General features: G+C 53.1%; 19 protein-coding genes and 1 riboswitch. Of the genes, 15 read left to right on the forward strand and 4 right to left on the reverse strand.

Annotated features, from left to right (window positions below):
- Positions 1 to 13: 13 nt before the first annotated feature.
- Positions 14 to 1,015: a Gfo/Idh/MocA family protein gene (locus tag ABE504_RS10765; protein ID WP_430087980.1), complete on the reverse strand. Its 1,002-nt coding sequence runs from the start codon at positions 1,013 to 1,015 to the stop codon at positions 14 to 16.
- Positions 1,016 to 1,148: 133 nt separating this feature from the next.
- Here ABE504_RS10765 and ABE504_RS10770 point away from each other — a divergent pair, with 133 nt between their 5' ends.
- On the forward strand, positions 1,149 to 1,994 hold the full coding sequence (locus ABE504_RS10770; RefSeq protein WP_430087982.1) for an AraC family transcriptional regulator: 846 nt from the start codon (positions 1,149 to 1,151) through the stop codon (positions 1,992 to 1,994).
- Here the strand turns inward: ABE504_RS10770 and ABE504_RS10775 are convergent.
- Positions 1,983 to 2,798 (reverse strand): glycosyltransferase family 2 protein, encoded by an 816-nt coding sequence (locus ABE504_RS10775; RefSeq protein WP_430087984.1) that lies wholly within the window; start codon positions 2,796 to 2,798, stop codon positions 1,983 to 1,985. The genes ABE504_RS10770 and ABE504_RS10775 overlap by 12 nt on opposite strands.
- Before the next feature lie 95 nt (positions 2,799 to 2,893).
- On the opposite strand from ABE504_RS10775, the gene ABE504_RS10780 reads away from it, so the two are divergent.
- The 6 genes from ABE504_RS10780 (at position 2,894) to ABE504_RS10805 (ending at position 10,331) form a co-directional block, all read left to right on the forward strand.
- A complete protein-coding gene (locus tag ABE504_RS10780; RefSeq protein WP_430087986.1) occupies positions 2,894 to 5,296 on the forward strand; it encodes an HAD family hydrolase in 2,403 nt (800 codons plus the stop codon).
- 94 nt (positions 5,297 to 5,390) lie between these two features.
- Positions 5,391 to 6,041: a DUF2238 domain-containing protein gene (locus ABE504_RS10785; RefSeq protein WP_430087988.1), complete on the forward strand. Its 651-nt coding sequence runs from the start codon at positions 5,391 to 5,393 to the stop codon at positions 6,039 to 6,041.
- 46 nt (positions 6,042 to 6,087) lie between these two features.
- Positions 6,088 to 7,167 carry a lactonase family protein gene (locus ABE504_RS10790; protein WP_430087990.1) on the forward strand — a complete coding sequence of 360 codons (1,080 nt, stop codon included), beginning with the start codon at positions 6,088 to 6,090 and terminating at the stop codon, positions 7,165 to 7,167.
- 937 nt (positions 7,168 to 8,104) lie between these two features.
- Positions 8,105 to 8,557, forward strand: a complete 453-nt coding sequence (locus ABE504_RS10795) for a MarR family winged helix-turn-helix transcriptional regulator (RefSeq protein ID WP_430087992.1) — start codon at positions 8,105 to 8,107, stop codon at positions 8,555 to 8,557.
- Complete coding sequence (locus tag ABE504_RS10800) at positions 8,554 to 9,819, forward strand: MFS transporter (protein WP_430087994.1); 1,266 nt, start codon at positions 8,554 to 8,556, stop codon at positions 9,817 to 9,819. Before ABE504_RS10795 ends, ABE504_RS10800 begins: the two co-directional genes overlap by 4 nt.
- Positions 9,820 to 9,926: 107 nt before the next feature.
- Positions 9,927 to 10,331, forward strand: a complete 405-nt coding sequence (locus tag ABE504_RS10805) for a hypothetical protein (protein WP_430087996.1) — start codon at positions 9,927 to 9,929, stop codon at positions 10,329 to 10,331.
- A gap of 82 nt (positions 10,332 to 10,413) precedes the next feature.
- On the opposite strand, the gene ABE504_RS10810 is transcribed toward ABE504_RS10805, so the two are convergent.
- Both ABE504_RS10810 and ABE504_RS10815 read right to left on the reverse strand, forming a co-directional pair.
- On the reverse strand, positions 10,414 to 10,752 hold the full coding sequence (locus ABE504_RS10810; RefSeq protein ID WP_430087998.1) for a LytTR family transcriptional regulator DNA-binding domain-containing protein: 339 nt from the start codon (positions 10,750 to 10,752) through the stop codon (positions 10,414 to 10,416).
- Positions 10,753 to 10,946: 194 nt separating this feature from the next.
- Positions 10,947 to 12,371 carry an NAD(P)/FAD-dependent oxidoreductase gene (locus ABE504_RS10815; RefSeq protein ID WP_430088000.1) on the reverse strand — a complete coding sequence of 475 codons (1,425 nt, stop codon included), beginning with the start codon at positions 12,369 to 12,371 and terminating at the stop codon, positions 10,947 to 10,949.
- A gap of 60 nt (positions 12,372 to 12,431) precedes the next feature.
- A riboswitch (purine riboswitch) is annotated at positions 12,432 to 12,530 on the reverse strand.
- Between the two features lie 186 nt (positions 12,531 to 12,716).
- Between ABE504_RS10815 and ABE504_RS10820 the strand changes: the two genes are divergently transcribed.
- From ABE504_RS10820 to ABE504_RS10855, 8 genes are all read left to right on the forward strand, one after another.
- Entirely contained in the window at positions 12,717 to 13,715 is a 999-nt protein-coding gene (locus ABE504_RS10820; protein WP_430088002.1) for a LacI family DNA-binding transcriptional regulator, read from the forward strand.
- A gap of 69 nt (positions 13,716 to 13,784) precedes the next feature.
- Positions 13,785 to 14,399 carry a PH domain-containing protein gene (locus tag ABE504_RS10825; RefSeq protein ID WP_430088003.1) on the forward strand — a complete coding sequence of 205 codons (615 nt, stop codon included), beginning with the start codon at positions 13,785 to 13,787 and terminating at the stop codon, positions 14,397 to 14,399.
- A gap of 241 nt (positions 14,400 to 14,640) precedes the next feature.
- Positions 14,641 to 17,946: a glycosyl hydrolase gene (locus ABE504_RS10830; protein WP_430088005.1), complete on the forward strand. Its 3,306-nt coding sequence runs from the start codon at positions 14,641 to 14,643 to the stop codon at positions 17,944 to 17,946.
- A gap of 7 nt (positions 17,947 to 17,953) precedes the next feature.
- Positions 17,954 to 19,465, forward strand: a complete 1,512-nt coding sequence (locus ABE504_RS10835; RefSeq protein WP_430088007.1) for a sulfatase family protein — start codon at positions 17,954 to 17,956, stop codon at positions 19,463 to 19,465.
- A gap of 320 nt (positions 19,466 to 19,785) precedes the next feature.
- Entirely contained in the window at positions 19,786 to 20,754 is a 969-nt protein-coding gene (locus ABE504_RS10840; RefSeq protein ID WP_430088008.1) for an ABC transporter permease, read from the forward strand.
- 51 nt (positions 20,755 to 20,805) lie between these two features.
- Positions 20,806 to 21,672, forward strand: coding sequence for a carbohydrate ABC transporter permease (locus tag ABE504_RS10845; protein ID WP_430088010.1), 867 nt, complete (start codon positions 20,806 to 20,808; stop codon positions 21,670 to 21,672).
- Between the two features lie 63 nt (positions 21,673 to 21,735).
- Positions 21,736 to 24,105, forward strand: a complete 2,370-nt coding sequence (locus ABE504_RS10850) for a helix-turn-helix domain-containing protein (protein ID WP_430088012.1) — start codon at positions 21,736 to 21,738, stop codon at positions 24,103 to 24,105.
- Positions 24,106 to 24,276: 171 nt separating this feature from the next.
- Positions 24,277 to 25,833 carry an extracellular solute-binding protein gene (locus tag ABE504_RS10855; protein WP_430088014.1) on the forward strand — a complete coding sequence of 519 codons (1,557 nt, stop codon included), beginning with the start codon at positions 24,277 to 24,279 and terminating at the stop codon, positions 25,831 to 25,833.
- Positions 25,834 to 25,846: the final 13 nt, after the last annotated feature.

A 25,846-nucleotide genomic window follows, 5' to 3' on the forward strand; every position in this document is an offset into this window, starting at 1 on the left:
TCCTTCATCTATATTAGTGTGATAACACGATGCGAGCGCGCTCTTCTGCCGACTTGAGGCAGGCGTCCAGCACTTTCATATTGGCAATGGCATCCTGCGGGGCAAAACGCATTGATTTGCGGCCCCATGCGGCATAAGCCAGATCATCGGCCTGCAGCGCATATTGGTTGAGCAGCGGGACAGACTCCGTGCGCTCTTCGGCGCCAATGATCACTTGGAAATCGCTCGTTTCTTGCGACGGCGCGACAAAAGCGGACGGCAGCACGATGCGGCCCTTCGAGCCGAGAATTTCCAGACGGTTGCGGAACGCCGCCCACATGCCGCAGTCGAATGTCAGCGCGACATTGCCGCTGAATTCTACAAGGCCGGACATCATCATGTCGACATTGTCATGCTCCGGCGAGAAGAAAGCGTGCGTCGTTACCGCTTCCGGTTCGCGGCCGAGCAGGAGGCGCGCAGCGCTGATCGGGTAGCAGCCGACGTCGTACAGCGAACCGCCGCCCCATTCGCGCTTGTAGCGCACATTGGCGTGATCGTCCGGGTTGCTGAACGTGAAGGCGCCATGGATGCCGCGAATGTCGCCGATTTCACCGGCGTCGATGATCTGTTTTACGCGCTCATAGCGCGGGTGGTGGCGGTACATAAACGCTTCGGCGAACAGGACGCCATTTTCCTCGCAAGCGCTTACCATCTCCTCGGTTTCCGCAGCGGTTAAGGCAGCTGGCTTTTCGCAAAGCACATGCTTGCCGGCTTGGGCAGCACGAATCGTCCATGGCTTATGGAGGTGATTCGGGAGAGGGATGTAGACCGCATCGATGTCGGGGTCAGCCAGCAATTCTTCATACGAGCCGTAGGCTTTCGGAATGTTCAGACTTGCGGCAGTCTCCTGAGATTTCTGAAGGTCGCGGGAAGCGATGGCGGTGACGACCCCCGTTTCCGATTGCTCAATACCTGGAATGCAAGCGCGAATAGCAATTTTGGCACAACCGAGAATGCCCCAGCGAAGTTTGGTCATGGCGTGTGTATCTCCTTTTTGGATGAAATGTAGTGATGTTATATTGCTATTATAGTTTGTGTTATTTAAAATGAATATAATAATATATTGAATGGACTATCGGAATATTGTCATTAGAGTGAGGGCGAATGCGATGAGGAGACACGTGATGCTGCCGACGCTGCAGCAGTCGGATTTTTTTGTTTTTCCTGAGTCCGTAGGCTGGTACAAGGATTCGCCGAACCATGAAGTCGACCGCCCCGAGGGATTGTGGACGACGTACAGCCTGCACGTGATCATGGCGGGCAAAGGTTATGTGGAGCTGGAAGGCGAGGTACATACGCTGCAAAAAGGCGATGCCTTTCTCTTTTTCCCGTATCAGAAGCAGTTCTATTACAGCTCGAAAGACGAGCCTTGGGATGTGCGCTGGGTGCATTTCTATGGCGATCACTTGAAGGAGTTTCTCGTGGCGAAAGGATTTCTGCGCAATTTGTGGTCGCTCAAGCGGAGCGCCGAGCTGGAGCAATCGCTGCTCGAACTGTTGGAGGAGGCGGAGCTTCATCAAATCTTGCGGCCGACGCAGCTCAGTACGTTGAATTACCGCATTTTGAGCGAATTCATGAGCTATGCGGCGCCGCTGGCGGTGAACCGGGGAATGGAATCGGTGGAACGCATTGTGGCGCTTCTGCCGGCGATGCAGCAAAAAGCCTGCGATCCCTTTATTCTCGAGGAATGGGCGGAGCTCGCAGGCGTGAGCACGTACTATTTTTGCAAGCTGTTTCGCAAGGCGACGTCGATGACGCCCCTGTCGTTCATCACGCTGTGCCGCATGCAGTATGCGAAGCAGCGCCTGATCGAGAAAGAAAATTGGCCGATCAAAGACATCGCCAAGGAAGCGGGCTATACGAGCCCGAGCTATTTTAACCAGCGTTTTCACGAGTATGAAGGGATGACGCCGAGCGAGTTTCGGACCTTGTACGCGAAAGGGCTATACAGTTAGGCGCGAGCGGATCGGCTGTCCGTCCCAGACGATTTCGGTCTTTGCTTGCCGTGCTTTGACTTCGGGTTCTTCGAGCAGCAGGAAAAAATTTTTGGTCGGCAGCTCACCAAGCCCGTGCTTGGCGGAGAGCAGGTCCAGAAAGGGGCGCATGTTGTCATGCTGCCCGGACATATTGCTCTGCCCATCCTGCGCGAAGGCGTAGAGAACGCTGGCGATAGGGGCTCTTTTCACCCTAAAATCCTGAACGGCCCGGAGGAAGAAATCCCAGTCCCAATAGTGGAACATTTCCTCATCAAAGCCGCCGAGCGCTTTAATCAAGGCCGGGCGGAAAAGGCAGCCGGAGGAAAAGAAGGTAGAGAACCGGCGCATCGCCGGAATGTCGAATTCATAGGCGAATAGAAAGCGGTTCGTGATGATGCGGGCATTATTTTCGAAGGCGTAATTGAAAATTTCCACATCGGGATAGACGAGATCGCTGTCCTGGATTTCTGTAAGCATCCGCTCGATGTGCATCGGCAGCAGCAAATCGTCGTCATCGCAAAGCATGATGTAATCGCCTCGCACCTCTTGCAGGCCGCGATTGCGAGCTGCAACGTGCTTTTGATTGGTCGGCATGTTCACGATCTCAATGTTCAGCTCCGGGTAAAGGTCGCGGATGAAGTCGATGGAAGGTCCGCAATCGTTCACGAGAATGATTTGCAAATGCTTGTACGTTTGGCGGTATAATGATTCTGCAAGCTCGGCGAGCTCAATACGGCGGTTGTAGGTAGGAATAATGACGGAAACCAACGGTTGTTCGGACATCATGGCGCACCTCGTTTTTCAGATAGAGTATGTCATATAGCTTACCGCAATTTCCTAAAACGCTCAAATCGGTTGAATAAGAAGGGGGCATACCTGTGCAGGGCGATACGGAACTTTGGAAAACGGATATGTATTTGACGGCCATTCAATTAGATGAGATCGATCTGCTTTGTCTCGATATTTTCGATACGCTGCATTTTCGGATGTGCAGCCAGCCGGCGGATATATTCGGCATAGCTGCCGGAAAAGCGCATGCCCGTGGGGCATTAGCGGCGTCGATTGCCCCGCCGGCCTTTCAGGCGATGCGGATCGAGGCGGAGCGGCGGGCAAGGGCGCGCGAGCGGGCTCGTACCGGCTTTGGTGAGGTGACGCTTGCGCTTATTTATGCGGAAATGCCGGAAACCGTCTGCGATCGAGAGGCGCTGATCGATATCGAGCTTGAAACGGAAGCGGAATACGGGTACTTGAACCCGCATATCGTTTCGCTGATGAAAGCGTGCAGGGAGCGGGACATCCCGGTTGCGCTTGTGTCCGATATGTACTTGCTCGGGGACCAACTGCGCAGCTTGCTTGCATTGAACGGTCTCGATTTGACGTTAATCGATTCGCTTTGGGTCTCTTCGGAGGAGGGAGACGGCAAGTCGTCGGGCCATTTATTTGAAAAGGTCAAAGGGCACTATGCGCAGATCGCCTCCGGCCGTATGCTGCATATCGGCGATAACAGGCCCGCTGACGTCGACGGCGCGGCTAAAGCGGGAATTCTTTCTGTTTATTATGGTGTCATTCCCGAGTCGTTTGCGAGTTTGCACCACTGGGAGCAGGTGCGCCACGGTCAGGTGCTGCCTGCCTGGAAATCTTTGCGCAAGCTGGCAGGGGCCGCTTCAGGCAGGCTGGGTGTTCAGCCGGGCAGCCCAGGGCAGTTCTTCTATTCATTCGGGGCGCAGGTGCTAGGACCGTTCTTGCATGCTTTGTGCGAATGGGTGCTGGATCTGTGCGAAGTCGAGGAGATTCGGACTGTGCATCCGCTGATGCGGGAGGCGTATTTGCTGGGGCCGATGCTGGAGCGGACGGCGTCGCAGCGGGGGATGACGTTCGAGGTGAAGCCGGTGTACGTGTCGCGGCAAGCCGTGCTGCTGGCCGGCATGACAAGCTTTGGGGAACGGGAGCGCGATCAACTGCTCGGCATTCACGGTGTAAAAGTAGGCGAACTGTGGGAGGTGCTGGAGCTGTCGGAGGAAGCGACGGATTTTGCGCCATGGCAGGAGCTGAAGGTAGCGGACTGCCGCACGGTTCGTCTGGAGAGCGGAGAGACGGTCTACGATCTTATTGTGCAACAGCTGAGCAGCGAAAGCGTTGAGCACCGCATGGCGCAGACGATCCAGGCGCATCGCAGCCGGTTCATGACTTATCTGGAGCAGCAATTTGGCGATCCCGGATCGCTTGTGACCTTGGACATCGGCTTTAATGGCACGATGCAGCAGGCGCTTGAACGGATCGTTGCGCTTGCCGGCGGTCAGCCCCGGATGCGGCATTTGCTCGCTGTCGGCGCAGATCGGCTGGATGCGCTGCGCATGTCCGGGATGGATGTACGCAGTATGCTGCGTGCCGGGAGCGGAGGCTGTGAAGAGGGGAATTGCATCGCTCGGACGCCGGCTTATCTGGAGGAGCTGCTGATGGGGAATTTCGGTTCGACGCTTCGGTACAGGGAGGAAGAAGGCGGTCTTGTAACGCCGGTCACGGCGGTTTTGAAAAGATCGGAGGAAGAGCTGGCCTTGAAAGAGCTTTGCCAGGAGGGCGCTTTCGCGTTTCAGAGGTACTATGCGTATTTGTTGACGCATAAGGGGGCGGGGCTGCCACGTGCCTCCCGGGAGGCCGTCATGTGGAGCAAGCCGCTCCACCGCGTGCTGGACATGCCGATGCTGCGAGAAGCGCAGCTGCTTGGCGACCTGATTCATCAGGACAATTTTGTCACCGAACATGCGGTTCCGATTTGCGAAGAGCTGGATGAGCGATGGTACGCGGATGGGGCGGAAGCCTTTTTGCTTAGCTGCAATTACGGTCAATCCGTACTCAATGCCTACTGGCCGCAAGGCTTGGCGACGCGGAGGTTTCCTTCTTATTTATACGGATTTTATTTGCGGTACGCGGATCGGTTCGGCCGGAAAGTCATGTTGTTCGAGGTCATCGAGCGCGTCAAAGCGGCTGGATGTGAGGCTGTCGCGCTTTACGGCGCAGGCGGATTTGCCGAAGAGGCGATGAAGACGCTGTGGTTTCATGGCTTTTCCACGCCGTTGTGGGTCGATCCGCAGCGCGAGGAAGCGGCTGAGCCTTGGGGAGATTTCAAGTATACGACGTTGGCGCAGCTCGCTGAGCGGACGGATCGGGATGGGCGCATCGCCATTGTGATTGCGGAGTTGTCGGAGATGGGGGCGCATCGCAGGTGTGTTGAGCAGGCGCTCCAAGGGCAGGAAGCGACGATTTCCATTTTCGCCGTGTAACCGGCCAAGGGGTTAAGGTACTACAAAAAGTTAGCACTATGGAGGCCGCTGGAAGTACAGTACGCTTTGGTTAAAAACAAAGGGGCTGTTGCTATTGCGGAAACGGTCGGGGCGAATTGAGAGACGTGTGGTTAGTGGTGCGGCGATATGGGCTGCGGCGTGGGGACTGTTGGCGATTAAACCGATAGACCGAGGGGACTGGGTGCTGGAAAATTTGCTGATCTGGCTCACTATCGCCGGGCTTATCTTCACCTATTGGCGCTGCAGGCTATCGCTTGGCGCTTACGGGATGCTCGGCTTGTTTCTCCTGCTGCATGCCGTCGGCGCGAATTATTCTTATGATGTACCCCTTGTGACGGAATGGTTGAAACAGGCTGGATTCACTGATCTATCGCGAAATTCCTACGATCGGGTCGTGCATTTCAGCTTTGGGCTGCTCTGTGTGCTGCCGGTCCGAGAAGCGCTGGGCCGCTGGACGGGAATGAAGGCGGGGGGACAGTCTGCGACTGCCTGTGTAGTGATTTTGGCGCTGGGCGCCTTTTACGAGCTGATTGAGATGTGGGTGGCGTTTCTCGTTGCGCCGGAGCTTGGTACGAAGTTCTTAGGCAGTCAAGGGGATGAGTGGGACGCGCAGCATGATATGGAGTTGGCGCTGTACGGCGCTTTGCTGGCGGTCGTCCTAAGGGCTCTCTTCTCCCGAATGCGGCAAAGAAGCGTAGACAAGAGGCCGACTAAAGGCTCATAATGGAAAAAAATGAAAAAGGATTTCTCATGATGCGGAGGTTAGGAGCATGGGGTTGTTGAATGAGGCTTATTTTTATGTTGGCGCCTATACGAGTGATTCGGAGCCGACGGGTATTTCTTATTGCCGACTGAATACGGAAACGGGCGAGATCGCGATTGTGGACACGTACCGGGATTTGCCCAATGCGTCGTTCCTGGCGCTGAATGAAGCGCGGACGGTTTTGTATGCCGTCAGTGAAACGGATACGTATGAAGGCCGGTATGGCGGCTCCGTCGCAGCGTACGCCATTGCGCCTGAAACGGGCAAGCTGACGAAGCTGAACCAACAGCCGACGAACGGTTCGTCGCCGTGCTACGTCAGCTTGGATCGTGAAGGACGCCGACTATACGTCGCGAACTATATGGGCGGCAATGTCACGGTGCTTCCGATCCAAGTGGACGGAAGCTTGGGGGCACCTGTCCAGCTGCTGCAGCATGCTGGAGCGGTCGGCCCGCGTGCGGACCGGCAGGAAGCGCCGCACGCGCATTCGATTGTCCCGACGCCGGACAATCGGTTTGCGATTGCAGCCGATCTCGGCCTGGATCGGCTGCTGGTGTATGCGATTGCCGCGGAGAGCGGCGACCTGGCGCCGCACAGCGAGGCGGCGCTTGCAGCGGGCGCCGGCCCGCGGCATCTGGTGTTCAGCGCGGACCTGCGGTACGCGTACGCGGTGAATGAGCTGGACAGCACGGTGACGGTGCTGTCTTATGACGCCGCCACGGGCTGCATGGCCGTGGTGCAGAGCTTGCCGACGCTGCCGGCAGGCTTCAGCGGCGAGAGCACTTGCGCGGACATCCATCTGTCGGAGGATGGCCGCTTCTTGTACGCGTCGAACCGCGGCGATGACAGCATCGCGGTTTACGCGGTGGACCGTCAGCACGGGACGCTGACGGTGGCGGGCTGGGCGTCCACGCAGGGGCGGACGCCGCGGAACTTCGCCCTGTCGCCGGACGGCGGCTTCCTGCTGGCGGCGAACCAGGACTCCTCCTCTCTCGTCGTCCTGCGCCGCAGCGCAGAGACAGGGCTCCTGGAGGAGACGGGCTTCACGGCGGCGATCTCGCGGCCGGTGTGCGTGAAGTTCGTGTAGGCACGCGGTGCTAGTGTGCCTTGCGGTTGGCCTGCGCCCAGGTTAGCTGCTCCCGCATCCTTGACGCGAGTTACACGTCAGAGCTCTCGGCGGGCCTGGAGCGCTTGGGCGGCGTGAACCCAATAAGAGCGGTGAACCGCCCTTATTGAGGCGATTCCGCCAGCTGATTTCCAAATAAGCGTGGTAAACCGCTGTTATCAAGCCGCTATCCACCTTTGGAGGGGCAATGAGGGTTAAATAAGAGAGGTTTGCCACTTCTATTTGCAGGCGATAGTGGAAAAGAGACGAAATAAGCGCGGTTCTCCGCGCTTATTTGTATTTGGCGTGTTGGAGAGAGGCGGGAAGTTTGCAGGGTGAGCGAAGGGGCGGCGGAATGGGATAGGGTGGAAGGGAGAGTAAGTAGCTAGACAACTAGCTTGCTGCCATAGGTAAACAGGATCGGCCAGGCTTTCGGTTTCGAACTGAGACAGGGGGAGAGCCTGGTGTAACCTCTCTGGCCTAGCCGAAGGGGAGGATTAGCCAATAGAACCATTGGCTAATTCCAGCTTGGCAGCGGGTTCACTCAGAATAGCCAAAAAATCCATTGGCAATTTCAGTAGATCCTCGCTGTCATCGCAATGTTTTCCCGACTTAGGCAGTGGTAACATGGCCTATTTAAAAGAATGGGTGCGATGGAGTCCATTTAAGCCATGAAATCATTGGCTATTCACCCCAGCAGGCCAACAGGGAGAATCGCTTAGGACGCCGCTATAAACGATACGGCGCAGCGCGATGTTGCCGACCTTCCCAGCGCCAAGCCCGCTGCGAATTCATCAAAAAAATCGTTGCAAACGCAACGATTTTTTCATACACTAAATTAGTGGCAATTGCAACGAATCGGCAGGAAGGTTGCTTTTATGCAGATCGGTTTTATTTTAAGAGGAAGGAGGAGACGGTGATGATTGAAACGAAGACTTCGATTCCGCGGTGGATGTCGTTGATTTATCGGATTGGGCAGTCGTACATAGGGGATCGACTCAAGGTATATGGCATCGGTAAAGGGCAGCATATTTTCCTGAACGCGCTCTATCGGGAAGACGGGCTGACGCAGGAGGAGATCGCGGACTATTTGAAGATTGATAAGGGGACGACGGCCAAAGCGCTTAAGAAACTTGAGGAGCAAGGCTATGTCACCCGCCAGGTGAGCGAGAAGGATAAGCGGTGTAACGAGGTGTTTTTGACGGAGAAGGCGCTTGCGATCAAGGAGGATGTTCGCGGTGTGCTTTCCAGTTGGCGGGTGCTGCTTACGAAGGGGCTCACGGATGAAGAGCGCGAAATGGCGCTGAACATTCTGGAGAAAATGGGACACAATGCAGCTGAACATTACACAGGGGAGCGACTAGATGTATGAATATGAAGCTTGCGGGCTCAGTTTTTATCGATCGGCATTTTCACGCGCTTACGCATAAAAATTACCGCTACATGTGGTTCGGTCAATGCGTATCGCTCATCGGCACCTGGATGCAAAATATCGGGCAATCCTGGCTGGTGCTGACGCTCACAGGCTCGCCGCTGAAGCTCGGATTGGTTGCGGCATGCCAGTTCCTGCCGATTCTGCTGTTTTCCTTATTTGCCGGCATTATTGTCGATAAATTTCCGAAGAAAAACATTCTGATCGTGACCCAGTCGGTCTCGATGATTCTGGCGTTTACGCTCGCTGCGCTGGTGCTGACGGACTCGGTGAGATATGAATATATTCTGGTGCTCGCTCTGCTGCTCGGGCTGAACAACACGCTGGATATGCCGACAAGGCAATCGTTTAATATTGAAATCGTCGGCAAAGAGGACTTGATGAACGCGATCGCCTTGAATTCGATGACGTTTAATTTGGCGCGCATTGTCGGACCATCCATCGGCGCGGTGATGATGGCTTGGCTTGGGGCTGGCTGGTGCTTTTTGCTGAACGGGGTCAGCTTTATCGCGGTGCTGTACGGCATTATTCATATTGAGGCGGCTCCGTATGTGCGCAAGATGAGGGCGAAGGAAGGCGTCTTGAAGGAAATCAAGGACGGCATCGTCTACATCGCCAAAGACCCGGTACTTGCGCCGACCGTGATGCTGGTTTCGGTGATCGGGACGCTGGCGTTTAATTTTAACATTCTCATTCCTGTATTTACGAAAAATGTGCTGCACATGAGCGAGACGACGTACGGTACGCTCATGTCGTGCCTGGGTGTCGGCTCTTTGACCGGGGCGCTGATGATGTCGTTCCGCAGCAAAATGGGCCCACGAGTGAAAGTCAGCATGGCGGCGAGTATCCTTGTGGCGCTCTGCCTGATCGGCAACGGCTTGACAGGCTCGGTCTGGACGTGCGGCCTGCTGCTGGCGTTGACTGGATTTTTTAACATCATGTTCTCGACGAACAGTAACTCGCTGCTGCAAATGAGCGCCAAAGAGGAATACCGCGCACGGGTGATGAGTGTGTATTCGCTTGTTTTTGCGGGCTCGACGCCGATCGGCAGTCTGCTTTCTGGCTGGATTGCGGACCGGTTCGGGGCGAACGGAGCGTTTATTGTATGCGGCGGGCTAACAGGACTGCTGTGCCTGATCATCATTTTAAAATATCGAGGAGCAAAAGGAACGTCTTCTCCCTCTATGCAGGAAGCTGTATAACGGAACAGTATTCTAAAGTTTTCACAAAGAATTTACATTCGGGTTGCCAAGCCAGAACGAATCTATTAAAATATGGATAAGTTCGCGTGATGGGGGAGAGAAGCTTGTTGTTGCTGAAGAAGTTGAAACAGTGGATGCATAAGAAGCCGAAGCAGGAACCTGCTAACACGTTGGATTACAAAACGATGGAAATTGACGTTGTCATTAAATGCTTTGTCTCCGATAAGGATCGGCCGTTCCGGGTCATTTTTAAAGTAGAGAAGCAGGGCTCGTTTTTCACCAAAGACATATTCGTCAAACAAGTGGATGCGAAAACCCCTTATGAGCTTGTGAACAACTATTCCGCGCTTGGGATGAACTATGAAGAACTGAAGAAGTATGGAAGCACCGATCATGCTGAATACGCCTTCGCGACTTTGGAAGAAGCGAGAAAGGTGAAAGAAACGACGGTCGAGTACATCCGGTTTTTAATCCGAGAGCATCAGAATGAATCGCTTTCTAAAATTTCATAAAAAAGCAAAAGGAGCCTCGAATCCCTGATTCGTCGCTCCTTTGTTTTTGTGCCCGAGGTTTCGGCGGCTCGCTCGCAAGGGGCTACACCGTTCTCTGCAGCTGGACGATTTCTTTCAACCGATGCTGGCGAAGCTTAGTGATCGGTGTATATTTGGCTTCGCTTCCTTTCGTGTCAAAATATACTTTGCCGTCCTGAATATGTTGAATTTTGCGTGTGTTGACATAACAGTCTGTGTTCACTTTAAAGAAGGTCGCATCGCTTGTCATCGCTTGTATCTGATCGGAGCTGAGGCGTTTCTTCACATGATAGTTTTTACCGTGGAACGAGACCAAACCCTGCTCGCCAACCCGGAAATACATAATATCTTTCTCCAAGTTGAAGTCCTCATACGTGTTCATAACATCGAGCGCTACATTCATTGTAAAATCCCCCTTCTCAAAATGATAACGCTTTCATTTGTTGTGACGGTTTTATGTTACCACATTTAAAAGGGATTGAAAAGCCTTTTTGGACGCAAAAAAGCCAATGTTCAGCTCGATTTGAATTGAACATTGGTCTATTGAGAAGATCGAGAAAACAGATGACGAAACGTGTCCTATTTCCCCGGAAATCGTTACAGCTGCACGTTGCGCGCAACCCAGACGCCTGCGGCGCCGGCTTGGGCAAGACCGCGTGTGATGCCTGCGCCGTCGCCGCCGCAGTAGAGACCTTTGATCTCAGTTTCAAAAGTTTCGCTCAGTTTCGGACGAGCGGAGTAGAACTTCGCTTCCACGCCATAGAAGAGCGTATGTTCGGAGGCGATCCCTGGCGTCACTTTTTCAAGGGCGTGAATCATTTCAATCAAGCTCTTCATCGTGTTGTAAGGAAGCACGAGTCCCAGATCGCCAGGAACGGCTTCGGCCAGCGTCGGCTCAAGGAAGCCTTCGCGAATCCGGTCGGCGGTTGAGCGGCGGCCGCGCATGATGTCGCCGAATTTTTGCACGATGACGCCGCCGCTCGATAGATCGTTGGCGCGTTTGCAGATTTCCCGCGCATATTCGTTCGGCTTATCGAACGGTTCGGTGAATTTGTGCGAGACGAGCAGGGCAAAGTTCGTATTGGCGGAGCCGAGCGCCGGATCCTTATAAGAGTGGCCGTTCGCCGCCATGATGCCGCTGTGATTTTCCACGACAACGTGGCCGGACGGATTACTGCAAAACGTACGTACGCGCGTCCCGACGGACGTGTTGTAGACGAATTTACCTTCGTATAGATGTTCGTTGATTTCGCGCATGACGACGTCGGACGTTTCGACGCGCACGCCTACATCAACCTGGTTGTTGGACATCCGAAGGCGGCGCTTCTTAAGCACCTGCGTCAGCCAAGCCGAGCCGTCGCGGCCTGGGGCGAGCATGACGTTAGCGCTGCGAAGCTCGGTGCCATCTTTCAGGAGGATGCCTTGGATGACGTGTTTATCGTTATCTTTGACCGTCAGAATATCTTCGACTTCGGTCTTGAACATCATGTCGATGCGGGTCGTCAAGTACTCGTAGATCGATTTTAAAATCATCAGGTTTTGCTCGGTGCCGAGATGGCGCACCTGGGCGCGAAGCAGCTTCAAGCCTGCCGCATAAGAGCGCTGTTCGATTTGCTTGACGGCCTCAGTCGTCGGATCCGTAATGGATTCGGTCGCTCCGTGCTGCAGGTTGATGCTGTCTACATATTGAATCAGCTCCATGACCTTGCTTGGCGCAAGATAGTCCGTCATCCAGCCGCCGAATTCCGTCGTGATGTTGAACTTGCCATCGCTGTATGCGCCGGCGCCGCCAAAACCGGATGTAATGGAGCAAGCAGGCAGGCAGCCGGCGTAATCTTTTTTTCCGGCAGGCGGGGGACAGAGCTTGATTTTGTTTTCCAGGATCGGACAACTGCGTCTGTAGATGTCGTGGCCTTTATCGACAAGTGCAATACGAGCGTTCGGATGCAGCAGCGTCATCTCATAGCAGGCGAAAATACCGGCAGGTCCTGCACCGACAACGATAAAATCATAAGCCTTCATAGCAGCAATCTCCTTCAGCACCTCAAATTTGGACGCAAAAAAACCTAGCCACCCGGGTATGCGAAAGCAAGCACCCGTCGTAGCTAGGAAGTTAAGGCTTCCTCTAGAGACCCCCAAGCCAATTCTCGGGGATATACGAACGATTCTAACGTATGTGGCTGTATCATTCTGCCTTGACTATCATAATACGAACGATAAGTGATGTCAATCGGATAATGTTCGTGAAATTACCGAGGCTATTTTGTTTCTTATAAATCTATGGTACCGTTAAAGGAGTTATGGTTGCAGGATGCTGGCAAGAGCATCTATGCCTAAACCTTAGAATAACCTGAATGGGTGAACGAGATGGTAAGCAGAAAAGAGGTCGCGGACCGAGCGGGCGTATCTTCAGCCGTGGTCTCGTATGTGTTGAACGACCGGAAAATCGTCAAAGAAGAAACGCGAAGAAAAGTGCTGCAAGCGATAGAGGAGCTGGGCTATCAGCCGAATCTGCTCGCACGCAGCTTGAAAACGAAAAAAACGAAGCAAATCGCCGTGCTTGTCAATTATCTCGGCAATCCGTTTGAGGCCGGTATTTTGCTGCATCTGGAGCATGAATTGAGAGCGCAGGGGTACTTCGTTTTTTTTCATACGTATCGGAAGGAAGAGGAAGATCAGCTCAAGAGTGTTTTCATGGGCAGAGTCGATGGCCTACTGCTGCTGGGACAATCCTTGCAAGCATCGACGGTGGCCGATTTTGAATCGCGCGGGGTGCCGGCGGTATCTGTGATGCAGCCATGGCAAGTGGGGAGCGGAATCGCTTACCGGGATCTGGACTGGGAGGCGGAGCTGCTCAAGCTCATCGGGCATTTGCAGGAGCAGGGGCATACGCGCATCGGTTTTATGGGTGGAGGTATCGCAAGCGCGAGCCATTACGAAGTGCGGTTCGAGGGATTCCTGCGCGCCTTGGCTGCGGCGGGGTTAATATGGTATCCGGAGGATCGACTGGATGGCGGCGGGCGTTTTGAGGAGGCGGAACGGGTACTGAGCGCGAGGCTCGCGGCAGGGAAGGCTCCCTTTACGGCGCTCGTAGGCGCGAACGATCTGATGGCGGCCGGCTGCCTGTCCGCTTGCCACGGGGCTGGAGTTCAGGTTCCCGAGGGGCTTGCCATAGCGGGGTGTGAAAATATTTTGATGTCGGCGCAAACGGATCCTCCGCTCACGACGCTGCATTATCCCCGTCAGCCGATGGCGACAGAGGCGGTGGGGCTTCTTTTGGCGATGATCGATGGCGTGGCAGGGGACACGAAGGTGCTGGAAGGCGAGTTGATCGTTCGGGGGTCCACGGTTCGGCAGCTTCGTTAGTGCTTTTGTCAGCGGTGGAAATCAGTTATACTGAAATGGTGAAATCTATCAGAAAAGAGGATGATTGCCATGTTCAAAAAGCTAGCGGCAGATGCGCTCGGACTCAGCGATATTGGAAAAGTCATTAGCCCGGCCGATTTCGATAAGGTCGATTCTGACGATTACGTCATGCATGAGGACGGCGAGAAAGTTTTCTTCATTATTAAGTCGAAGAAAGATGAGTACTGCTTTACGAATCTTGCGCTCATTCATCTTGACGGTGACAGCGCGATCAGCAGCAAACGGATGCTGAAACGGTACACGTACCATTCCCACGCCATTTCGGATGTGTATTTGGAGACGGCGGGGACGATTGATTTGGACGTTGAGATCAAATTTACGATCGGTTCCGTCGCTTTTTCGATTGATGTAGACAAAAAACAGATTGAACAGATCAAAGACCTGTACAAAGCGCTCATCAAAATCGCCGAGACGGTCGAGCACAACGACCATTTGTACGACTATGCTAAGCAAAGCGTGCAAGTGGCCAAGGAAGCGACAGGCCGCATTTCGACGGAAACGGCTGCGGTCAGCAGCGAGTTCGACGCGATTAACACGTCCGTCTACAACTGGCTCAAGACGAAGCATACGGAGCTGAAAATCAAGGATTTTGGATTCATTTTTGAGCGTTATATCAATAATTAGTTAGCTTTTGCGCAGCTGCTACCGGCCTTCGGGTTGGGGCAGCTGTTTTTGTGCTCAGGTGTACATTTCAGGCATCTGGCTATCGGGTTCGCAAGGATGTGCAAACCGAACAAGATAGTCGCAACGATCCACCCCCCCTGTCAAAATAATGCGATTGTTAAGCCAAAGTCACTTCCTTTATAGTTGCTTATTAGAAGAAAGCAATTTTTCAAATTTTTCTATGATGAGGAGATGAGCTGTCATGGCCAAGTTTACGATGCAGTCTTTTGTCCAACCGGAAGCGGAGTATCGGATTCATCCGTTCTGGTTCTGGAATGGGGAAATGGACGATGAGCAGATTCGTTATCAGATCGATGAGATGGCGGATAAAGGCTTAGGTGGTTTTTTTGTTTGCGCGAGACAGGGGCTGCAAGTTCCTTATTTATCCGATGCCTGGTTTCAAAAAGTGCGCGTCGCGGTTAAAGCAGCCGAGCGCCGCAACTTGCATGTATGGCTTTATGATGAATATCCGTATCCGAGTGGGATTGCCGGCGGTGAGGTGACGCTGGAGCATCCGGAAGCGAAGCACTATACGATGGAGCATCGAGCCCAGCGTGTGCAAGGCGGCGAACAGGTGTCGCTTGAGCTGCCATGGGCGCGAATTTTGTATGCCAAAGCCGTTCCCGTGGGTCCGGCAGGCGAGAAGCTGTGGAACGATGCGGTCGATGTCCGCTCGTCGATTGGGAATTTTCAAGCGGAGCCGATTTTTCAGAAAGCTGGGCTTACGGCTTATAATCAGAAGCGGTTCTTTACCTACCGCACGATTCAGAAGATGGTATGGACGGCGCCGCCGGGCGACTGGGAAGTGCTGATCGTGCAAGAGAAGGAAATTGAGGATTTCAAATATTACGGGACGTTCGTTGATCCGTGCAATCAAAAAGCGATGGCGACCTTTCTTCGGCTGACGCACGATAAGTATGCGCAGCATCTAGGCGAATATTTTGGCGGTACGATCAAAGGGATGTTTACGGACGAAATTGGGCTCCTGGGCAGCATGCCGTGGTCGCCGCAGCTGCCGGCTTATTTCCTGGAGCAGCATGGTTATGATCTCAGGGAGCACCTTCACGCTTTGTTGTACGATGAAGGGGATCAGGCTGCGCGTATTCGGTATGATTACTATCAAGCGATTCATGAACTCTTGCTAAGCGCGTATCACAAGCAGGTGCATGACTGGTGCGAGCGATACGGGCTTCAGTATGTGACGGAAGTGCCGTCCGTCCGACATACGACGCAGCGGTACAGCCATGTGCCCGGAGGCGATACCGCCCATGAGAAGCTTGGTCGTTCGCTGGATTGGATACTGAATAACCATGCGGAAAGCTTCCGGACGAGCGCCAAAATGGTCAGCTCCATCGCCCGCCAGTTCGGCCGCGAACGAAACTTGATCGAGTGTTTCCACAGTGTGGGCTGGTCGATGACGCTGCAGGACGCCAAATGGATGATCGATCGCATGGCTGCGCAGGGCACGAACTTTTTTAATTTTCATGCTTTTTTCTATACTCTTGATGCGTTGATGAAGCATGACGCACCGCCGTCGCAGTTCCTTCAGAATCCGTACTGGAAGCATTTCAGACAGCTTGGCGATTACGTCGGACGGATCAGCTATGTAATGAGCTGTGGACATGCCGAGATTCAGACGGCGGTTCTTCAACCGACGACCTCCCTTTGGACGCACCTGGGCAATCCGTTTCATCATTTTGATTACGGCGGTACCAATGGGGATGAGCAGCGCAAGCTCGCCGATCTCAAAAAGTGGTGGACGCGTATTTGCAACGAATTAACGTACAGCGGCAGGGACTTTGACCACTTGGATTCAGGTCTGCTGGCGGAAGCTGTCGTCGAGAACGGCCGGATTCTGCTTGGTCATGCCAGTTATTCTGTGGTCGTTGTGCCGCCGATGACGAATCTGGAGCTTGGTGCGCTGGCGAAGCTGAAAGTCTTTCTCGCGCAGGGCGGAACGGTTGTCAGCATGGGGCAGCTTCCGTATCAAGCCATCGAAGCGAGCGGATGGGACACGGTTTCCTTAGCGAGCACGTTCGGTCAAGCTCAGCCGATTGCGGGACACTTCTGGAACGAAGATGCAGAGCTGTCTCAGGTGTGGTCCAAAGGCACTGCGAATGCGTTTCATTTGCCATTTGCGGCGTCGGCTGACGAAGCCGCGGTGCTGGGCAGCTTGTCTTCGCTGCTGGAACAATTGCAGCCGATTGCGGTGAAGCTGAGTCCGGCTTGCGGCGGGCGCAGCATCCTGATGCAGACCCGTCGTATCGACGCGGACAGCTTCCTGGTCTTTGTCAGCAACCAGGAGGAAGAAGAACGCGGATTGGCTATGCAGATCTCAACCGCTCTTTGGGCGGATGACGATGTGAAGGATGCGCTGTTTAGCGAGCTGTCTCTGGATCGCGGCGATGAAGCACCCGTCAAGGCTGCGTTCTCCGGCAGTGGCTGGACGTTGCCGATTCATCTCAGCGCCTACGAATCGAGATTGTTTCGCATCACGCGCGGCCGTTCTGCTGCAGCTGTGGAGAACCAACCGTGGGCGCTGAACATCGATGCTTCGGAGTCGACGTTGTGGACGATGCAGACGGATGCGGACAATGTGGTGCGGTTCGAATCGTTCCATCTGTCTATTGAAGGCGTGAACGGCTCTGAAACAGGGGAGCAGGAGGCAGCTCCGCTTGTACAGGTCAAGACGTTCATCGATCAATGTGCAGATTTGTCGAGTTCGACGAAGCTGCCGGTACAGATGCGCCAATTGTTCGGGACGCCCATGCGCATGGGGCTTGCGTATCCGCTGCAAGCGCGCTATACGGCTACTTTTACTGCTGAGCAGCCGCTCGACCGGGTGCATCTGGTGATGGATCAAGGTGCGCTGTCCGGTGAAGGGGCGATTCGGGTTAACGGGCATCGACTGCAACCATCGCATTTTACGCGGCACTTTGTGTACGACCATATGAACATCGGGTGTGACATTACGGCTTATGTGCAGCCGGGAGTCAATGAAATCGCGGTTGAGGTGGCGATTGAACAGGATTGGCATGGTCTGATCGATGCGCTGTATGTGACCGGGACGTTCCAGACCGGCTTTGACGCCGAGCAGCGGCCAGTCTTGCTGCCTCCGGCCGTTCAGCTACAGCCGCTTGCGGCAAGTCCCTACGCGGGTTATCCGTATTTTGCCGGAACGATGACCTTCAGCCGCGAAATTCACATCGACCGTTTGCCAACGGAGGAAACCTTCGAAATTACGTTCGATGGGCTGGATCAGGAGTTTCACGATGTGGCCGAAGTTCTGGTGAACGGGGCTTCCCTTGGTGCCCGCACCTGGCTGCCGTATCGCTTCCGCGGACAGAGCGCCCTGCTGAAGGAAGGTGCCAATCGTATCGAGGTTCGCGTGACGAATACGTTAATCGGGATGCTGGAAGGCAAGTATTTCAATTACGCGAAGCATGAATTGAAGCTGCTGCACACGGCAGCGCGCGTACAAGCTTTTTTAAGCCGGGAAGGGGAGTAGGACATCGATGTCCAAGCAACCGAACATCATTTTTTTTATGACGGATCAGCAACGTTGGGATTGTATCGGCAAATATAACACGCATATCCATACCCCGAACATTGACAAGCTGACAGCGCAAGGCATCACTTACAGCCAAGCGGTATGCCAGGCGCCGATGTGTGTGCCGAGCCGCACCTCGATGATGTTTGGCTATTATCCGTCGCAGCTTGGGGTGCGCACCAATCACGGCGGTTTGTACGAGGAAGATAAGCTGCCGAGCGATCCGCTTCCCGAGTTGATGCGTAAGGCGGGGTATCAGACGGCCGGTTTCGGAAAAACCCACTGGAACCACGGCGTGAAAAATCCTGTTCCGTCCACGCGCGGCTTTGAGGTACGGGCCGTCGGGCTGTCTCGCGACAGCGGGCACTATGAGGAAGGCGCCGTTATGATGGGGGACACCGACCCGGAAGCACTTGCCGCCTATTATGAAGAAACGAGAGATTACGGAGGCGGCGAGGAGAACTCGAACGGGTACATCGGCCGCACAAGCCAGATCCCGATGCATTGGCACCGGGATGGCTGGGTAGCCGAGCAATGCTTAAACTTCATCGACGAAGGTCTGGATGACGCGCGTCCGCTCTTTCTGTATCTGTCTTTTTTAAAGCCGCATGCCGGCTTTAATGTACCGAAGGAATTCGAGGATCTCTACGATCTTAACGAGATTCCGGATATCGCGCAGCCGCCGTGGGAGCTGGAGCCGCATACGCATCTGGCCGCGACGGACGCGGTCAATGCAAGCAGTGAGAGCAGCTATTGGGAGAAGCGGCATGTCTGGGAGGCGATGACGCCGGAGGAGAGAAGGCGGACGACGCTTCGATATTGGGCGAATTGCTCTTGGCTTGACCATTACTTGGGGCAAGCGCTGGAGAAGCTGGAGCGGCAAAGGCGGCTGGACAATGCCTTGATCGTTTTCGTTTCTGACCATGGCGAGATGCTTGGCGAAAGGCAGCACCGCTTCAGCAAATACTGCCTGTATGAGAGCAGTGTGCGCGTACCGATGATTCTGGCCGGCAGCTATTTGCCGCAAGCGGTGCATGGTTCGACGGACGATCGCCCAGCGGAGCTGGTGGATCTCGTGCCTACTTTGTCGAGGGTAGCGGGGCTGCCGCGTAATCCGCAGCTTCCCGGACTCGACCTGCTTGGCGAGACACAGCGTCTAGGGACGTTCTGCGAGTTTCACGGTAAAGGGGCGGAGCCGCATCATTCAGCACCGGCCTTAATGTGGCGCAAGATGGACTACAAGCTGATCCTGTATATGCCAGGCATGCTTGGAGAAGCGATTGGTCAAATCGGCGAGTTCCAGGGCGAGCTGTACGATTTGGCAGCAGATCCGAACGAATGGCACAACCTGTACGGTGATGCGAACTTCGCTGCGATCCGTGAACGGATGACCGGTGAACTGCTTATGCATCTGGCCTGCGTCTGGACCCGCGGCCCGGTCTTTTATGACAGGCACGGACTCGCGGCGATGATGTAATCGGGTTTCCTCGACCCGCAAGGAGGAAAGAAAGGGCTGTCCCACGCGTCGTTACACGACGCGTGGGGCGGCTTTTTCGTTTTGCATGCGGCGTCAGGCTTTCTCTCTGCCGCGCGGAAGCCTGAACTGCATTTTCCCTGATGTGACGCGACTTTGCAGCTTCGGAACAAGATTGTTTCAATCGGCAAAATAGTCGCAATGCCGGTGTCGGCTGAGACAAATTTGCCCTTCCTCCTTACAATATTGTCTGATTGTCAAGAAGGTGAATTTCATCTAAGTTGGTAACATTCGAGAACAAGCTTAGAAAGGGGAATGAAAGGATGGCAATCGTGCAACCAGAATCAGCCGCTTCCGTCAAATCTGCCAAATCCCGATCCGTACGTAAGAGAGGCTTGCTGCGGGATATAAGACGCGATAAGTACTTGTACCTGTTGGCGCTGCCGGGCGTGTTGTTTTTTCTAATTTTCAAATTTGTCCCGATGTGGGGCGTCGTGATTTCATTTCAGAACTTTTCGCCGTTTGCCGGGATTACCGGCAGCGAATGGGTAGGCTTTGAGCATTTCCAGCGGTTTTTCACCAATCCGGACTTTATGCTGCTCTTTCGCAATACGATGGCAATCAATCTCCTGAATCTTGTGCTCTTCTTCCCGCTGCCGATCGTACTTTCTCTGCTTTTAAATGAGCTGCGAAGCGTAGTCTATCAACGGGTCATTCAATCGATCGTGTACATGCCGCATTTTTTATCGTGGGTGATCATCTCCGGGTTGACGTTCCTGATGTTCGCCAAAGGGGAAGGCTTGGTCAACAAGATGCTGGACGGGTTAGGCCTTGCGAAAATTGACTTTTTGACGAATCCCAACTCATTCTGGCTCATGCTGACGGTTCAATCCATCTGGAAAGAATGCGGTTGGGGAACGATTTTGTTCCTGGCTGCGATGGCCAGCATCGATCCCGGGGTGTATGAAGCGGCCAAGATCGATGGAGCCGGACGGTTACGGCAAATGTGGCACATTACGCTCCCGGCTATCCGCACCGTCATTTTTACGCTCCTGATCTTACGCTTGGGCCATATGCTGGACGTCGGCTTTGAGCAGGTATTCCTGATGTACAACGGTGCCGTTTCCCACGTGGCCGAAGTGTTTGATACCTATGTATACCGGGTGGGTATTCAGCAAGGCGAATTCAGCTATAGTACCGCTGCCGGTTTATTTAAATCGGTTGTAGGCCTGGTGCTGGTGGTATTGGCGAACTGGATATCGAAAAAAATGGGCGAGGAAGGCGTATATTAATCGCCCGCCAATAAAAAAGTGGCTATAGCAATGACCCAAGGAGGGAATTATATGAGAAAAGGGCTAAGTAATCGTTTGTTTAACCTAACGAATATCGCTGTGCTGGGGCTGGTCGGCATCATCACCTTTTTCCCGTTATATTATGTGTTTGTTGTTTCTTTCACCGATCCGACAGAATATTTGAAAAAAAGCTTCGTGCTCTTCCCCAAGACATGGTCGCTGGATTCATATAAATTTTTGATGGCGACAGGGGCATTCCCGAGATCCATCGGTGTCAGCGTCTATGTGACGCTCGTCGGCACGGTGCTTTCTCTGGTCTTTACCGCATCATTTGCTTATGCCTTATCCAGAAAAAGGCTCCGCGGCAGACGCATCGCTTTAATCGCAGTTCTGATTACAATTCTGTTCAATCCCGGCATGATCCCGAACTACATGCTTGTTCGCCAGCTGCACCTGATTGACAGCCTCTGGTCGCTTATTTTGCCGGCGCTCGCCAGCGGCTGGAATGTGATTTTGATGAAAGGTTTTTTTGACAGCATTCCTGCCGAACTGGAAGAGTCCGCTTCCATGGACGGATGCAACGATTTATCGACGTTTTTCCGCATCATTTTGCCCCTGTCACTGCCTTCGCTTGCCGCTTTCGGTTTGTTCTATGCAGTCGCGTATTGGAATCAGTTCTTTAATGCGCTTATCTACATTAACGACGCAAGCAAATGGCCGCTGCAGGTGATGCTGCAAAATATTCTCTTGAATGCGAATAATGCGGACCTGCGCATGGACGTATCCTCCGTCCCGCCTCCGTCTGAGACACTGAAGATGGCCGCGGTCATCGTCGCGACAGTTCCGATTTTGCTGGTGTATCCGTTCTTGCAAAAGCACTTTGCCAAAGGCGCCATGGTGGGCTCGGTCAAGGGATAACTGCCTATGGGGAGGGATTCCAGTTCAAGATGTCGAATCGTGTAGAAAATGAGTGATTGGAAGGTGAGCATCTTGACTGGCATCTATCAGCATGCACTTGGCTATATTCAGAAATATAAATATAATAAGCGTTTTTTCCGGAAAAGCCTTGTCATGGTTCTTCTTATGGCGAGCATCCCCGGGCTGATTATCGGTCTGAGCATCTATTGGATCGCAACCCATAATGTGGAAAAAGAACTGCAGGGGCTGCACCAGAATCAAATTTCAAACCGGGCCGGCAACATTGACGATCAGCTGGCTTTTTTGGAAATGACGGTGTCTCACTGGGCGTTCGATTCCAAATTCGACGAGAAACTGAAAACGATTAATTTCGCTTATAACTACGATACCGTTCAGGATATGTACCGAACGCTGTTGACGCTGGAGAGCGCACATCCTTTTCTGCAGAAGGTAGAGCTGTTTCTGGACAAGCCTCGACCGCTTGTGTTTACAACAGAACGGTACAAATTTCTCAGTGCTCAGGCTGATATCGAAAGCTACGAGACGTTGCTTGGGCATGAGAAATCCATGTTCTGGACGCTTACGACGCCCAAAGGCTCCGGCAAGCAGGGACTTGCCATTGTAAATAAAATCCCTGGCGACAGCACCGAGCCCTTCGGTGCTCTTGTTGCCACATTGAATGAAGATAACCTGTTGAAGGTGCTGAAAACGCTGACTCCCTATGATGAGGGAGTCACGATGCTGTTCAATGATAAAGATGCATGGAATTTGTCGAGCAGCGGCCCTGGCGGATCCGAGCTCGATCTTGCGCTGAAGAAGGCTTACGCAGAGCATCAAGCCGAGCTCGGGGAAGCAGCTGTGAAAGACGCCAAGCCGGAGTCTTTTCTATTCATGTATAACAAAGTTTCGTATTCCGTCTCGTACGGCCATTTTAACCGATTGGGTCAAAAGTGGGTGTATATTTCCGCTGCGCCGCTATCGTCCATTACCGCGCCGGTCGTTTCTATTTCCAAATGGATTCTGATTATTAGCGTCACAGGGCTGCTAATTGCGCTGCTCCTATCGTGGTTCGTGTCTCGCCGTATCTATCATCCAGTTCAGCGGCTGTTAACGCTGTTTTCCGGTGAGAAGAACGAAGAGATCAAAGACGAGTTTGCGATGATCGAGAAGCAGTGGCAGATGATGTCCCAGCAAACCGAAACGATGCGTCACAAGCTTGAGGAGCAAATGCCGCTTCTGCGGGAAGGTTTCTTTCTGCAGTTGGCACAGGGGTATCTCATCTCCTTGCAAGAGAACGATTTAAAGGAGCGAATGAAGCGATATGGTTGGGAAACGGAAAATCGCCAATTGGTCGCGCTGATGTTTCAATTGACGGGTTTTGCCAATCTCGAAGGGAGATTTTCTCCGGGGGATGAAAGCCTTGTGACGTTCGCGGCGTCCAACATTATCGACGAGTTGATCAAGAGCCAGTATGAGCAGGCGGAAATTATCAATTTCCACAACTTTTCCATCGGGATTCTGCTGTCGTTCCCTTCCTCCCATCCATCGACCTGGCTGGATGAGGATTTGGAACAGGTGTGTCAAGAGATTATTCGTGCGATCAATCGGATTTTAAAAATGCAAGTTACGATATCAGTCAGTAAATGGGTTCACAACGTGAAACAAATTCCACATCTGTTTGAGGAAGTGAAGCAAGCGTTGGTCTACCGGGATCTGCTCGACGAGAATCAGATTATTAAGACAGATCAGCTTTCGAAGCTGGATGTCTATAAGGAAACGGGTTATCCGTTCACCTTGGATAAGGAAATCATTCATGCCATCCGCAACGGTCAGGAGTCTGAAGCCACCTTGCTTATCGGTCAGTTCATGCAGGAGTTGGCTGCCAACGGATCCACGGAATTTATGCTTCAGCAAGGCATGCTTCAACTGCTGGGCAGCATCCGGTATGCTTCTTTGCAATCCGGGATGAATCCGGTACAGTTGTTTGGCAGTGTGAACTTATTCGAGCAGCTTGCGCAGATTAAAGAACCGGAGCAGATGCTCAAATGGTTCCAGCACAAGGTGATTGGCGTCTTTGTTCAGGAGATGATTTCGCGGCAGGATTATCACTTCAAGCAGATCATCGAGCAGGTCATCGTCCATTTGCGTGAGCAATACATGACACCGCTGTCGCTGGAATCGTGCGCAGATTTATTCGGTACCAGTCCGTACACGTTAAGCCGGGCATTCAAGCAGATTACCGGCATCAATTTCATCGATTTCTTAACGAATATTCGCATTGGCAACGCGAAGGCGCTGCTTGTTGAAACGGATATGAAGATCAATGAAGTGGCCGAATCCGTCGGTTATCAGCATAGTTACTTCAATCGGCTGTTCAAAAAGTACGAAGGCATTACGCCAAGTCAATTTCGCGAGCTAAACCGCGCGGAATAAGGGTTTTTCGGCAGTTTGCATCGAAGTGCAAGCTGCAAGATAGTCCTAAAGGTGCCGAAATGGCGGTACAAAAAAGTCCGATTGTCGATCAAAGCGGGATGTACTAATGTCTACCTTGTGCTCCAGTGGAGCGTTGGATACGCAGAAGTTCATAACAAGGGAGGATCTCACATGCAAGTAAGAAAAAGCAAAAAAGCAATCCTAGGTTCCATGGTGCTTATGCTGGCGCTTTCCAGTGTCATGGCGGCGTGCGGAAACAAGAGCACTGCGGGAAACAGCGCGGCAGGCGGCAATGAAGGGCCGCTTGATGTCAGCATTATGACGATTTTGCTCACACCATCGCCTGCGGCGGATGATAACAAGATTAAGCAGGCTATTGAAAAGGCAACGAATTCTAAAATGAAAATTCAATGGGTGTCCGGCAACAACTATACGGATAAACTGAACGTGACGCTCGCTTCCGGCGACATTCCGGATTTGATCACGATTAACGATCCGTTTACTTCCGTATTCCGGAACGCAGTTACGCAAGGCGCTTTCTGGGATTTAACGCCTTATATTAAAGACTACCCAAACTTGAATTCTAAGATTTCCCAAACCGCTTGGGACCTGACGAAAATGCAGGACGGCAAAAACTACGGCATTCCGCGCCCGCGTCCGGCGGAAGCCGATTCTTTCTTTATCATCCGCAAGGACTGGCTCGACAATCTGGGCCTCAAAGTACCGACGACAACCGACGAACTGTACGACGTTATGAAAGCCTTTGCGGAGAAAGATCCGGATAAGAACGGCAAGAACGACACGACACCGGTTGCCGCTTACATGACGCCTCCGGCCGATATGGGCACACTGGCCATGATCGAGAACAGCTTTACCGGCGCGAACGTGAAGAATGACAAATGGAAGCTGGTTGACGGTAAAATCATCAATACTGCGATGCTGCCGGAAACACGTCAATCCATCGAATACTTGGCGAAAATGTACAAAGACAAGCTGCTTCCGGAAGATTTCGCATCGCTCAAGCTATCTCAGGCTTCCGATCTGTTCAACGGTGGGAAAGCGGGCATTATCATGGATAAAGCCGGCACGATGAACGATCACTATGAACAACTTAAGAAAATTGACCCGAATATGAAGCCGACCGATTTCTACCCGCTGACCAACATGAACGGCTACAACCCGAAAGGCCCTGGCTTCTCCGGCATGCTGGCCATTCCCAAGTCTGTGCCTGAAGCGAAAATGAAGCGTATCCTGAAAATGGTCGATACTTGGATGACCGATGACGTGTTCGCCATTCAGCAATACGGCATTGAAGGCGTCGACTATACCGTTAAAGACGGTCAAAAAGTGATCAATACCGAACAATTGGCCAAAGATAACGGTCCTGATTTTAACCAAATCGTTTATGTCGCGGACCCTTACGCCAGCTCGACGAAAGTGTACTTCCCGAAAGAAGCTAACGATTTGTTTATGAAAATTCAGGATGAGCGTGCCAAAACGTCTGTCGCGGATATCAGCATCGGGCTGTACTCGCCGACGGCGCAGAAGCTGCTGCCGGAATTCGAGAAAAAAGTGCAGGATTTGAAAACCAAAATTATTTTGGGGCGTGAGCCGATTTCCGCGTGGGATGACTTCGTGGCGAAAGAGAAAAATGACCCTGACTTGGCAACCATGAGCCAAGAAATGACAGATGCGTATCAAAAACGCAGCGGCGGGGCAGCGAAATAAACAGGATGGCAAG

The organism is Paenibacillus oryzisoli (assembly GCF_050467285.1).
Lineage (GTDB): Bacteria > Bacillota > Bacilli > Paenibacillales > NBRC-103111 > Paenibacillus_E > Paenibacillus_E oryzisoli_A.

What these genes read in the sequence shown, in the direction of transcription:
- ABE504_RS10820 (WP_430088002.1), top strand. Translation starts at nt 12,717, where the DNA reads ATGGTAAGCAGAAAAGAGGTCGCGGACCGAGCGGGCGTATCTTCAGCC.
- ABE504_RS10830 (WP_430088005.1), top strand. Translation starts at nt 14,641, where the DNA reads ATGGCCAAGTTTACGATGCAGTCTTTTGTCCAACCGGAAGCGGAGTAT.
- ABE504_RS10775 (WP_430087984.1), bottom strand. Translation starts at nt 2,798, where the DNA reads ATGTCCGAACAACCGTTGGTTTCCGTCATTATTCCTACCTACAACCGC.
- ABE504_RS10800 (WP_430087994.1), top strand. Translation starts at nt 8,554, where the DNA reads ATGAATATGAAGCTTGCGGGCTCAGTTTTTATCGATCGGCATTTTCAC.
- ABE504_RS10795 (WP_430087992.1), top strand. Translation starts at nt 8,105, where the DNA reads ATGATTGAAACGAAGACTTCGATTCCGCGGTGGATGTCGTTGATTTAT.
- ABE504_RS10835 (WP_430088007.1), top strand. Translation starts at nt 17,954, where the DNA reads ATGTCCAAGCAACCGAACATCATTTTTTTTATGACGGATCAGCAACGT.
- ABE504_RS10770 (WP_430087982.1), top strand. Translation starts at nt 1,149, where the DNA reads ATGAGGAGACACGTGATGCTGCCGACGCTGCAGCAGTCGGATTTTTTT.
- ABE504_RS10840 (WP_430088008.1), top strand. Translation starts at nt 19,786, where the DNA reads ATGGCAATCGTGCAACCAGAATCAGCCGCTTCCGTCAAATCTGCCAAA.
- ABE504_RS10815 (WP_430088000.1), bottom strand. Translation starts at nt 12,371, where the DNA reads ATGAAGGCTTATGATTTTATCGTTGTCGGTGCAGGACCTGCCGGTATT.
- ABE504_RS10765 (WP_430087980.1), bottom strand. Translation starts at nt 1,015, where the DNA reads ATGACCAAACTTCGCTGGGGCATTCTCGGTTGTGCCAAAATTGCTATT.
- ABE504_RS10855 (WP_430088014.1), top strand. Translation starts at nt 24,277, where the DNA reads ATGCAAGTAAGAAAAAGCAAAAAAGCAATCCTAGGTTCCATGGTGCTT.
- ABE504_RS10825 (WP_430088003.1), top strand. Translation starts at nt 13,785, where the DNA reads ATGTTCAAAAAGCTAGCGGCAGATGCGCTCGGACTCAGCGATATTGGA.
- ABE504_RS10810 (WP_430087998.1), bottom strand. Translation starts at nt 10,752, where the DNA reads ATGAATGTAGCGCTCGATGTTATGAACACGTATGAGGACTTCAACTTG.
- ABE504_RS10790 (WP_430087990.1), top strand. Translation starts at nt 6,088, where the DNA reads ATGGGGTTGTTGAATGAGGCTTATTTTTATGTTGGCGCCTATACGAGT.
- ABE504_RS10845 (WP_430088010.1), top strand. Translation starts at nt 20,806, where the DNA reads ATGAGAAAAGGGCTAAGTAATCGTTTGTTTAACCTAACGAATATCGCT.